Source organism: Flagellimonas alvinocaridis (assembly GCF_965248585.1).
GTDB classification, from domain to species: Bacteria; Bacteroidota; Bacteroidia; order Flavobacteriales; family Flavobacteriaceae; genus Flagellimonas; species Flagellimonas alvinocaridis.
In genome coordinates this window covers 2,364,437-2,377,104 of record NZ_OZ252111.1, presented here as the reverse complement: position 1 = coordinate 2,377,104, position 12,668 = coordinate 2,364,437, and the positions used below count along the sequence as shown (strand labels likewise).

Annotated in this window: 8 protein-coding genes; 6 read left to right on the top strand and 2 right to left on the bottom strand. The window is 40.0% G+C overall.

From position 1 onward, the window contains the following. The first annotated feature begins 9 nt into the window (after positions 1-9). The 3 genes from ACP14V_RS10585 (at position 10) to ACP14V_RS10575 (ending at position 6,396) form a co-directional block, all read left to right on the top strand. A complete protein-coding gene (locus ACP14V_RS10585) occupies positions 10-1,668 on the top strand; it encodes a RagB/SusD family nutrient uptake outer membrane protein (RefSeq protein WP_272610505.1) in 1,659 nt (552 codons plus the stop codon). Positions 1,669-1,729: 61 nt separating this feature from the next. Continuing rightward, positions 1,730-5,053, top strand: coding sequence for a VCBS repeat-containing protein (locus tag ACP14V_RS10580; RefSeq protein ID WP_272610504.1), 3,324 nt, complete (start codon positions 1,730-1,732; stop codon positions 5,051-5,053). Positions 5,054-5,055: 2 nt separating this feature from the next. Then, positions 5,056-6,396 carry a DUF3472 domain-containing protein gene (locus ACP14V_RS10575; RefSeq protein ID WP_272610503.1) on the top strand — a complete coding sequence of 447 codons (1,341 nt, stop codon included), beginning with the start codon at positions 5,056-5,058 and terminating at the stop codon, positions 6,394-6,396. 237 nt (positions 6,397-6,633) lie between these two features. On the opposite strand, the gene ACP14V_RS10570 is transcribed toward ACP14V_RS10575, so the two are convergent. Together ACP14V_RS10570 and ACP14V_RS10565 are read right to left on the bottom strand one after the other, a co-directional pair. Then, positions 6,634-7,503, bottom strand: a complete 870-nt coding sequence (locus ACP14V_RS10570) for a TolB family protein (RefSeq protein WP_424987308.1) — start codon at positions 7,501-7,503, stop codon at positions 6,634-6,636. 172 nt (positions 7,504-7,675) lie between these two features. Continuing rightward, a complete protein-coding gene (locus ACP14V_RS10565; RefSeq protein ID WP_272610501.1) occupies positions 7,676-8,248 on the bottom strand; it encodes a hypothetical protein in 573 nt (190 codons plus the stop codon). A gap of 312 nt (positions 8,249-8,560) precedes the next feature. Here ACP14V_RS10565 and ACP14V_RS10560 point away from each other — a divergent pair, with 312 nt between their 5' ends. The 3 genes from ACP14V_RS10560 to ACP14V_RS10550 all read left to right on the top strand — a co-directional run bounded on the left by ACP14V_RS10560 (position 8,561) and on the right by ACP14V_RS10550 (position 12,540). Then, positions 8,561-9,415, top strand: a complete 855-nt coding sequence (locus tag ACP14V_RS10560; RefSeq protein WP_272610500.1) for a helix-turn-helix domain-containing protein — start codon at positions 8,561-8,563, stop codon at positions 9,413-9,415. Positions 9,416-9,557: 142 nt separating this feature from the next. After that, positions 9,558-11,081: a serine hydrolase gene (locus tag ACP14V_RS10555; protein ID WP_272610499.1), complete on the top strand. Its 1,524-nt coding sequence runs from the start codon at positions 9,558-9,560 to the stop codon at positions 11,079-11,081. 4 nt (positions 11,082-11,085) lie between these two features. Continuing rightward, positions 11,086-12,540: an amidohydrolase family protein gene (locus ACP14V_RS10550; protein WP_272610498.1), complete on the top strand. Its 1,455-nt coding sequence runs from the start codon at positions 11,086-11,088 to the stop codon at positions 12,538-12,540. The last annotated feature ends 128 nt before the right edge of the window (positions 12,541-12,668 follow it).

The window sequence follows — 12,668 nt, the reverse complement described above, 5'->3', positions numbered from 1 at the left end:
TGCAACGTAATGAAAAGAATAATATATACTATTTTATCCGTTACCGCATTTGTGTTTTACTCTTGCGATATAGAGCGAAACCCTTATGATCAAATAGCAGTTGATGATCTTTTTAGTGACCCAGGGTCCGTTACAACAGCCACAATAGGCAATTATGCCTTGTTGAAAGGTGATGTTGGTTATGACGGTTGGGTAGATGATCTACATAGGATCTCAGAATATGCCGGTGATAATATAACCTTGAGCGGAGGTACAACAGACCATCTGTTTTTCCTCTACAACTATCAATCCATTGCCACAAACTCCAGGGTTGATAGGTTCTGGAGAAATTCCTACAAGATTGTTGTGGGCACAAACCTGATGATTGAAAAAATAGCCGAAGGCGAATCTGTTGAAGGAGATCAGTTGTTGGGCGAGAATTATTATTTGAGGGCATTGGTGTTCTTTCAAATGGGAAATGTTTTTGGAAGACCATATAACCAAGGTGGGGCAAACCCTTCCATTCCTTTGAAACTTACGTCCGATACGGAAGATAGACCTGACAGGAGTACGGTTCAAGAGGTCTATGACCAAGTCATTAGCGATTTGCTGAAAGCAGAATCCTTGATGACCGAAAACAAAGGAGCATCCTTTGCGTCCAAGGAAGCGGCACAAGCATTACTGTCAAGAGTCTATTTGTATATGGAGGACAACGCCAAGGCAGAGGAATATGCCGATAAGGTAATCAACTCTGGATTCTATTCCCTATTGCCTACATCGGAATTTTCCGAAATGAACAGATTGAGACCTGACCAAAATCCGGAAGCAATCTTTGCAGTTACCTTAAGCAGTTCGTCCGACTTGTTGGGACAGTGGGACGATTGGTATACTATTGGTTCGTTCTATGCCACGGTTGAAGGTACCGGTTGGGGAGAAATGTATGCCTCAAGGTCATATTTGGATTTAATTGACGAAAATCCCGAAGATGCTAGAAAATCATTTATCGAGCCCCAATATTTAACCGATGATGCAGGTGCCAAAATACCGGCAGTGTATTGGGTAAATGAGAACTATGTGTACCAGTTTGCACAGACCACGGATACTGGAGGAACCATAACATTTGATTATGAGGACAGCAACTACACCTTGCAATCTGAGGATGTGGATGGTGAGACAGTTTACTATTTTAATGGTCCAAATGGTCGTCAAGACGTTATCTATGATTTTGATTTGCAGAAAAGGAACGGACATCCTAAGTTCTTTATTCTCAAAGCTTCTCTACAGGAAGACGATTTACATATGTGGTCGCCCACGGTATCCAGATTTGCGGAAATGTACTTGAACAAAGCAGAATCCTTGGCCAAACGCAGTGCCGATCAAGATGCTTTGGATAACATCAACATCTTAAGGCAAAGAGCGGGAGTACCCGAATATACATTGGGCAACCTTCCCGATGGCAAGACCGTATTGGATGTGGTTTTGGATGAGCGTAGATTGGAGTTGGCTTTTGAAGGGCATAGAAGATATGATGTGTACAGAAATGGACGTACTCTGAGCAGAAGGTATCCAGGGACACACTTGAACAATGCAAACCCATTTTTTGAAATACCGGCGAACCACCCAAGGGTAATTGAATTTATACCGGAGCAGCAGATTATTTTACAACCGTCATTGGAACAAAATCCATGATAAAATATAACTCCCAAGAAAGGAACCTTGTCTCCTTTCCTGGGAGTTTTTTTAAAAGCTGATGAAGACCAAAAACCTAAAATATTGTTGTCTGGCCATTTGTTCCATGGCAATGTTGTCCTGTTCCAAATCAATTAAGGATATACCACAAGGAAAACTCTTTTCCGAAATCCCATCGGAAATTTCAGGTATAACCTTTACCAATAAGGTAATGGAGTCGGAGAAACTGCATTACTACAAATACCTGTATATCTATATTGGGGGAGGAGTGGCCGCTGCAGACTTCAACAATGATGGCTTACAAGACCTTTTCTTCACTTCCAACATTTATCACAACAAACTGTTTCTTAATAAAGGGGATTTTAAGTTTGAGGATATCACCCTTAAGGCAGGAATTGAAAAGAGAGCAGGTTTTGACACTGGGGTCTCGGTAGCGGATGTGAACAACGATGGTTTCTTGGATATCTATATCAATAGGGCAGGCTGGTACAATGGCGAGCAAAAACTGGCCAATATGCTCTACATAAACAATGGAGACCTCACCTTTACTGAAAAGGCAGAAGAGTTTGGATTGGCAGATACCAACCGATCTATCTCCTCTACTTTTTTTGATTACGACAATGATGGGGATTTGGATGTATACATTGCCAATGCACCTTCTGGAATAGGGCATACGGGCAAGGTGTTGGATTTGGAAAAAATACAGAAGAGCAAGGAAACGGAAACCTTTAAAAGTAGCGATAGATTATACAATAATGACGGGAATGGTCATTTTACCAATGTATCCGAAGAGGCAGGTATCCTGCCCGAAGTTGGATTTGGCCTTAACGCCCAAGTTGGGGATTTGAACAATGACGGCTTGCTGGATATTTATGTGAGCAACGACTTTATAATGCCCGATTTTGCATACATCAACAATGGTGATGGCACCTTTACCGATAAAAAGGATGAACTGTTCAAACACATGTCCTATTACAGCATGGGGGCAGATATTGCAGACATCAATAATGATGGCTTGCAGGACCTCTTGGTTTTGGATATGAGCCCTGAAGATTATGTAAGGTCCAAGACCACCATGTCAATGATGTCCATAGATCGGTTTTATACCATGGTGGCCAATGACCATCACTACCAATACATGCACAATGTACTTCAACTGAATAACGGAAAAGGAAATTTCAGTGAGATTGCACAACTATCCGGGGTCGCCAAAACAGATTGGAGTTGGTCCGCTTTGTTTGCAGACTTTGACTTGGATGGGTATGATGACCTTTATGTTACAAATGGGATTTATAGGGATGTGGTCGATAGGGATGTCAACAATGAAATCAACAAATACATCAGCCAAAACAGGCAAAACCTAAAAGAAGAGGATTTCTACAAGTTTACCCAAAAACTGCCTCAACAAAAACTGACCAATTACCTCTTTAAAAATGAGGGTAATTTAACCTTCAACAATAAAACTGAAGACTGGTCGGATATGAAAGGTACATTCTCCAACGGTGCCGTATATGTAGATTTGGATAATGACGGAGACTTGGATATTGTGACCAATAATTTGGATGAGAAGGCCACACTTTTAAGAAATAACAGCAGGGAGCAAGGTAAGGGCAACTACCTACAAGTTACTTTTAGTGGAACTCCCAAAAACCCTTTTGGAGCGGGAACAAAGGTGACCCTCTATGGGCAAGATGGCAAGCATAGGGTCAAACAGCTCATTAATGCCAGGGGCTATCTTTCTTCAACTTCGAACAAATTGCATTTTGGACTTGGACCGATTGCCGAGTTGGATTCCGTTAAGATTACTTGGTTGGATGGCAAGGAACAAAAAATACTCGGAGTTAAAGCCAATCAACTCTTGCATGTAGATCATGCCAATGCGAAAGATCCTGCACATAGTTCTGTGGTCGGGAAAGATGACACATTTTTTCTTGAAGAACCCTTTCCGTATTCCCATGAGGAAAATGAGTTCAATGATTTTGATGTGCAATTGTTGTTGCCACACAAACTCTCACAGTTGGGGCCAGCGGTTGCCAAAGCAGATTTGAACGGGGATGGTATTGATGATATTTTTCTGGGAGCTTCCCATAACAAAACAGCACAGCTGTTAATTTCCAATACCGAAGGGGAGTATACTCCACAGCGAATCCAAGATTTTATAGAGGATAGATCATATGAAGATGTATCCGCTTGCTTTTTTGATGCCGATAATGATGGGGACAAAGACCTGTACGTGGCAAGTGGAAGTTACGAGTTCACCGAAAATGGGGAACAACTGCAAGACCGACTCTATATAAATGATAAAGGCAATTTTAAAAGGGCAAATTCTAAACTCCCCAAAATAAGTTCTGCCGCTGCCGTGGTTATTGCTTCAGACTATGATGGGGATGGGGATGAGGATTTGTTTGTGGGCAGCCGGGTAATCCCTGGAAAGTATCCCTATGCTCCAAAGAGTGTTTTGCTGATCAATGAGGGTGGGCAATTTAGGAATGCCATTTCGGAATTGGCCCCGGATTTGGAAGAAATAGGATTGGTCACCACTGCCCAATGGGGAGATATTGATAATGATGGGGACCAAGATTTGGTAGTGTCGGGAGAATGGATGGGTCTGGAAGTCTTTTTAAATGACCAAGGGCGACTTTCCAAGAACGAAAAATACGCAAACCTCTCCAATCAAACAGGTTGGTGGAACAAGATTGCCCTGGAAGATTTGGACAATGATGGCGACTTGGACATTATTGCCGGGAATTTGGGGCTTAACTATAAGTTCCATGCATCTTCGGAAAAGCCATTTCATGTCTACACGAACGATTTTGATGAGAATGGCGTGGAAGATATTATGCTGGCAAAGTATTACAACGAAAAACTGGTACCTGTTCGGGGTAAAAACTGTACCTCTCAACAAATGCCCTATTTGAAAGAAAGAATAAAGACCTATCAAGAGTTTGCAAGTAGCGACCTGCAACACATACTAGGGGAAGACATCACCAAGGCAATGCATTTGCAAGCAATTGAGTTTAGATCAGGCTACTTTATCAATAATGATGAACAGTTCCAATTTGTCCCCTTTCCTATTGAAGCCCAATTGAGTCCGATCAACAGTATTGTGTACCATGATTTTAACAAAGATTCCATTAAAGATCTATTATTGGCAGGCAATAATTATGGATCGGAAGTGGAAACCACAAGGGCAGACGCTGGTATTGGAGTATTCTTGAGTGGGCTGGGAGACAACAAATTTGCCCATTGGGACAATTTGAAAACAGGATTTTTTGCAAGTGGTGATGTTAAGGATATGCAACTGATACACCATGGAACCCAAGAAGCTATTTTAATTGCCAATAACAATGCTGGCCATCAGTATTATAAAATAAAAAGCAACTAATTGTGAGCATCCCTAAAAAAATAACCCTAATCTATTACTGTCTTTTTTCATTTTTTGGAATGACGGTTTTTGCATGTCAATCGGATAATGGGACAGTCCCCGTTGATCCACCTGAACAAGGCCTTGACCTTTCCGTGATAATACCGGCCGGTGCCAACAGTTGGGTGATAAATGATACCGCAAGGGATACTGAGGTCATATTTGATACAGGAATACATAACTGGACAAATCTTGACGATGTTGTACGCACCTACTTTAGAACGGAATCTCAAGGAGAATTGCATCTGGGACTTAAAATGAAATCTCCACAAGGTGAATCCAAGGTTAAAGTAACGGTAGGAACCGAGTCCAAAGAAGTGGTTATCTCCAATAACGAATATAAAACCATTGAAGTAGGCAAGTTTGAACTGGAGTCTTCAGGATACCACTACATAGAAATTCAGGGAATCAGTAAATCAGGGACTTATATTGGGGATATCAGTGACATTTTGATCGGAGGCCCGGCAGCAAGCTCCACAACCTTTGTTCCTACTGAGAATCACTACTTTGGTAGAAGAGGACCATCGGTACATATGAGCTATGAAGAACCCGCTGGAAAGAACATACAGTGGTTCTACAATGAGGTTACCGTTCCGGAGGGAGAGGATGTAATAGGATCTTTTTTTATGGCCAACGGCCATGCCCAAGGCTACTTTGGCATGCAGGTGAACTCAGAATCGGAACGAAGGATTTTGTTCTCTATATGGAGTGCTTTCAGTACAGACGACCCTAACCAGATACCAGAAGATTATAAAGTAATAAACCTTGGAAATGGCAATGATGTCACTGTTCAGGATTTTGGAAATGAAGGGTCTGGAAAACAAAGTTTTAAGGTGTTTGATTGGAAGGCAGGGACCACCTACAAGTTTTTGTTGAAAGGGGAGCCTTCCACGGATAATTCAACAGACTACACAGCATATTTTTATGCTCCGGAGATAGGGGAGTGGCAATTGATTGCCAGCTTGCGAAGACCCCAAACATCAACCTTTTTAAAACGACCGCACTCTTTTTTGGAAAACTTTGTGCCCAGTACGGGGTTCATTGCCAGGGAAGTGCAGTTTGGAAATCAATGGGTATATACCACGGAAGGGGATTGGATTGAATTGGATAAGGCAACCTTTACCGCAGATGCAACAGCTTCCCAAGGCCATAGATTGGATTATGTGGGAGGAACCCAAGAAGACCATTTTTTCTTGAGGAACTGTGGCTTTTTTAATGGGAATGTAGAAGTAGGCACAACATTTATTCGCACTTCTACCCAGGAAGCACCCAATATTGACTTTTCAAACTTGGAACTCCCTTGATATACAGAATTTAAAAAACAGTGATTTATTTTTTAATTGTTTGAGTTAGTTTAATGAGTAGGGCCTCTGATTTTCTTCAGAGGCTTTATTCATATAAAACTGTTTGTGCCATAAATGGGCTGGTGTAAACAGGCCCAACTTAATTTTAGTCAGTCGTTGTTGGGCATTGTTTTCTCGTAAAAAATTGGAGGGTCAGTTTTGTAAAAGGGGATTAGTGTATCATAGTGCTTGCCAGAACTAAGATTTGGAACCGTCATTTTTTTTGATGTAAATATTGCTTACACCTTTGGAAAATTCGGAATCACGCCAACTTGCAAAAAAGAGAAACTGAAGGTCTTTGGTAAACGTTGCACTATCTTCATAAGATGCGCTATTGATAGGTTCATTCATTAATTTTGGGGCTTGCCAACTTCCTTCAGAAAAATTGGAAACGTATATGTCATCGCCACCAAAACCATTATTTCTTATTGAACTGAAGTATAACGACCTGCCATTCTCACTTATATAGCTGGGCCATTCGCCACTATCAACATGGTTAATGGGAGATTTTAACTTTTGGATGTTCAAAAATGAGCCGCTGATATAGTCGGCAGTATAAATGTCCCATGTGCCATCTCTATCGGATGAAAAAAAGGCTTTTCCATTAGAGTTCATAGTGAGGCAACAATCCTGGGATTCCGAATTAATGGTTGAAGTAATTGGTTTTACGGTTTGCTCCATAAATTCAAGGTTGTCGTTAACCTCAACTTCCCAGACATTCCACAGATTGGTACTGTCTCCATCTGTAATGGCCATCTTGTTGGTGAAGAAAGCCTTTTTGCCATCAGGACTAAAGGCTAACCCTGCTTGATAATTGCCATGGCCAAAGTTTATTTTCTCAGGAATTGACCATTCATTATCGCTGAATTTTGATATATAGATACCAGATTCCGAGAAGTTTTTTGTGCTTCTGGTAAAGATGGCCACATCCTGTTCAGGGGACAGGTATGAGAGACCCTCATGATGGCCGCTTGTTGAAATGATTCCTTTTTCGAAGATTTCTATGTCCGTATTGCTATACTTGTCCAAAGAATTTGTTCTTCTATGGTTATTGCAGGATAGGAACATAAAAAATATGATAAGCAGCTTAAATAAATTTAAGCCACTTGACATAAGTATTGATTGTCTGTTTTTAATCATTTTGCTAAAACTGCCACAAGGTTTTAAATCCATTTTTCTATGCATTTCTATATTAAAATTAAAGACTAGTGCGGGGAAAACCTTTTTTTATTGTTGTATTCTATTTTTCGAACCAGTAGTATTTACCAAACATATCGGGGTTGAAAACCCTATCGTCTAAGTTTGGTCGCACATCGATATTGGTATATCGTTCTGTTTGAATGATTTTGTCATCAATCAAAAACTCTATCCAAGTTTCAATCCAGTATCCGTCCACGTTTTTGAAACCATCATATCTTGCTTCATAGAGTTCGCCGTTTTTTCCTTTGCTTAGACGTCTAACGACATAGAATTTCTCCGCGTCCATCCAAATTTGGGGTTTATCAAAGTTGGTATCTTCTGCACCAATGATGTAGATAGGTTTGTTTTCAAAGATAGCTGTGGTGAAAAGAGCCGTATCAATTCCTAAGCCCTGAAGCCGTCCTATGGTTTCTGTAACAGAGTAATGGAACAGCCCTCCTTCTAGAATCAAAAACTCTTGTATTTCCGGACCGCTGTGAACCAATTTGTTGCCACGATAAACATAAATGCTGTCATTTCTGTTGATGTTGGCATTCCCTTTTTCCGGATTGCCAAAATCTATCCTGAACTCTTTGGGATAGCGTATGGCTTCATACCATATGCTTGTATCCATTGGTTGTTGTTGAGGACTGTACCGGACCGTTTCTTGAATGAACGTAAAAGACTTTAGATGATTTTGGCTATGGTGATCCTTGATAAATTGTACCAGTTGCTTGGTGGTTTTGATTTCCTTGCTTTTAGGCTTGCTTAGACTGATTAAAAAGGTGCTGACACTGATCAAGATGATTGTCACAAAAACGAAATTTGAGACCTTAAGATTATTACGAGGCATATTTTTATATGTTAAATACTTCAAAATTAAGTAGTAAGAAACGTAACAAATTGTACTTTTTGGACACTGTAAAAATGTAGAACAGATTTAATCATGTATTTAAAAGAATATTATCCAGATACTTTTTTTTCAAAATACATTGTTAGTTATTTTACACTGGACACTTCGCTCGTCTCTGAAAATATTACGGATTTGGTCCTGCCAGATGGTACTTTCGGTATCTGGTTCATGGATTCCAAGGATTCCGTTAAAAGAAACTTGTCTACATCCACAATTCCCAAAACATTAAAAAAGTCGAGCCTCTTTGGTCAGAAAACCAAAGCCGTAAACTACTTTTATTCTCCCGGCAGTACCCAATCATTTGGTATAAAAATCAATCCTGAAGGTTTGCCATTATTCTTGGATGCGGGTTCCAAGGAGATCAAGAATTCACATGTTGGTCTGGATTGCTTATCCAACAAAGCTTTAATGGAATTGGAAGCCAAGGTATTTGAAAAGTCTATCGTTCAGGACAAAATCAAAACCGTTGAAGACTTTATGTTGGAAAGAATTGTGAATTTGAATTCAAAAGTGGATTATGTCCTTTTTTCACAAATTGTAAAGTACATAAGATACAAAAGAGGGGCAATTAGGTTAAACCAGCTTGCTGAACACTTTAACATCAGCTATAAAAAAATAGAGCGTCTGTTCCAGTTCTATTTGGGTATGGCTCCTAAGGTATACATCAGAATAATTCGGTTTAATTCGTGTATTCACTTAAAGAATGAGCTAGGGCAATTGAATCTTACCCAGTTAGGAAATGAAGTTGGTTTTTTCGACCAATCCCATTTTATTAGGGAATTTAAGTCATTCTCTTCATTGACCCCAAAAGATTTTTTTTCAAAGGAAATGTCTTCATCGGAAAGTGTTTTGATAGATATGCTAATTTCCAGATGGACTAGGTTTTAGTGTCTATTTTTTACAATTATGTCTTGTCTGGTGAGAATAGTTTTGCCTTTATACCAGTTGTTCTCAATAAGGAAACTTTTTGGCTTACTTTTTCAAGTAATGGTACCGAAAACACAAATCAAAGAAAAATTCGAAAATACAAATGCAGAAAAAAACAGTAAACCTCAAAATTACCCTGCTCTTAGCTTTAGGGATATTCCATTTGGGCTATGCCCAAAACCCGTATTCCAAACTAGAAAGTGACCTTCAAGGTAACCTAAACAAAATCGTGAAAGAAAAAGGGATACCGGGTATTACTTTTTCTTTGCTATTGGATGGGAAACATCAAATAAATCTAGCTTCGGGTTATTCCGATTTTGAAAAAAAAGCGGAACTGGACCCATTGGCTAAAATGTTGTCGGGAAGCACAGGCAAACTATTTTTCAGTACCATTGCCCTTAAAATGATTCAAGAAGGTCAATTAGGCCTAGACGATAAGGTTCTTGAATATTTGGGTAGCGAAGAATGGTACAAAACCTTTCCAAACCATTCAGAAATAAGAATCAAAAACTTGTTGAATCATACCTCAGGACTTCCAAGACATTTATTTCAGCCAGAGTTTTTAGAAGACTTCATAAAAAATCCTTTATCGGAAAGAGCTCCAGAGGATTGCATACAATCCATTTCAAACAAACCTGCGGTTCATCCCGTTGGCCGGGGTTGGGCATATTCAGATACCAACTACATTCTATTGGGACTGATAATAGAAAAAATTACCGCTAAGAATATTTATGACCTGGTCGATGCAGAACTCATAAAACCCTTGGCACTTCATCTCACGGTACCTTCAAACACATTGGCTATTGATGGCTTGGCCCAAGGCCATATTGGCCCACAAAACCCGTTTCAGCTGCCCAGTAAAGTACTTGATGCAAATGGCAATCTCGTTTTAAATCCATCCTTTGAATGGACGGGTGGTGGCTTTGCTACCAATCCAGCAGATTTAACGAAGTTGGTTAGGTATATACATGAGAGTTCATATTTAAATGAAGAAACCAAAAAACAGCTCATATCCGCTGTAAGCATGACAACTGGTGAGCCGTATGACAACGGTTATGGTCTGGGGTCGTTTATTTGGAGTAAAATGGAGGATGAGCGTTATGGCCATTCCGGTTTTTTTCCGGGGTATGTTTCCCATGTTGAATATTCAAAAAACCGCCAGTATGCCATAGCCATACAGATAAATGATGATGGGGCTTACCCACTTATGCAACAAATTCTTTATGAGATGGAACTTACCATTGAAAAGCATCTGGGTGGAATCGATGAGTTTAAAATTCGGCAAAACTTTGCCGAACAGGAAAAGTGTTGGAATCAGGAAGATATAGAATGTTATATGCAAGCCTATGCAACCTCAGAGCCTATACAAACAGCTTCAACAGCAGGTGTAACATATGGTTACGATGACATTATTGGGGGGTACAAAAAATATTTTCCAAAAGGGAGAATGGGGAAGCTTCATTTTGATAACATCAGCACAAGACGACTGAGTGATAATCTCTATTTCGTTACAGGAAGATTCAATCTTAAGTTTCCTGGCCGGGATGATTTGGCCCAAGGATGGTTTTCCGTAAATATGAAGCGTATCAATGGTGATTGGAAAATGATAACGGATCATTCAAGTTAAAATCATGAAAACGACACATTTAGTTTATTTAATAGTAAGCCTGTTGGTCGTGGCTTGTCAAAAAACCGAGAAACTGGAAGGTACTGTTTTGATTGAAAACATCAATATAGTTGATGTCGTGAATGCAAGTATAATTCCCAATCAAAATGTTCTTTTAAACGATAATCTAATTATTTACATAGGTGAGGCCAATGGAACTCAAAATTTCAAAGTAGATACAAATGTTAAAGCAGCGGGCAACTATTTGATTCCCGGACTCTGGGATATGCATGCCCACCCCGATGACCCTGAGGTATGGCGTATGAACCCCAATACCAGAGAAAAAGATAGGTTGCTACCGCTTTTTGTGGTCAATGGAGTTACAGGCATACGGGATATGGCAGGAGACTTAAACCTGATTAAGCGATGGCGAAAAATGGCAGAATCTGACTCTTTGCTCGCTCCAAAGATATTTGCTGGAGGTCCTTTATTGGATGGTCCAAATCCCATGTGGGACGGTTCCGTTGGTATCAATAGTCCAGATCAGGTAAGAATGGTGGTAGATTCCTTAATAGATGAAGGGGTTGACTTTTTAAAAGTGTATTCATTGTTGCCAAGGGAAACGTATTTGGCCCTGAGTAAATATGCAAATGAAATTGATTATCCTTTTGTGGGCCACGTACCCTTTACCGTGCCGCCGTCGGAAGCTGCCCTCACTGGAATGAAAAGTCAGGAGCATCTACTGGAAATTTTGAAAGAATGCGCAGACCAACCTTCCGAGGCATATTTGGCTGAAATAGGAAGAATGGAAGACCGTATAGAACGTTCCAATAAAATCAATGATTTTAGACTAAGAACATTCAATGAAACAAAAGCAGATTCATTGTACAGTCTCTTCAAAGCAAATGACATATGGCATTGCCCAACGCTAAGCATGTGGTATAAAAATGCTTGGTACGAATCAGAATATCCAAAAGATGAAGAATTGGTGGCTCTATTGCCTCCTTACATAAGGGCCTATTGGACGCCAGAGCATAATGACCACCTGCAGTATAGAAATAATCAGGATTTTATTGAAATCAAGCAGCGACTATACCGACTTTATCTACAAATGGTGCATAAAATGAATCAAAAGGGGATTAAACTCCTGGCGGGAACCGATATGGGTGCCAATCCACTTTGTCATCCCGGAGTGGGGCTCCATATTGAACTACAGGCTTTTGTGGACGCTGGTCTTACGCCAGCGGAAGCTTTAAAGACGGCAACCGTTAATCCTGCCCTGTTTTTTGAAATAGAAAATGAGTATGGAACTGTTGAAGCTGGTAAAATAGCCGATTTGGTAATTCTTGAGGGCAACCCTTTGGAGAACATTCAAAAGGTGGGACAAATCTCATCTGTTATTAAAGATGGTCGGGTCATAACAAAGAATGAGATAGCAGAAATAAAGGATAGCATCCTGCAACTAAATGCTGAAAAATGAATTGGAGGCAATTCATAATAAGCATCTTGGAGGTTATATTTTAATTGCCAATGCTAAATTGAATATGGCGCAATACAATTTAAAACCATGGTTTAAAAGAACACGACCTATGGATAGAACAGATTTTG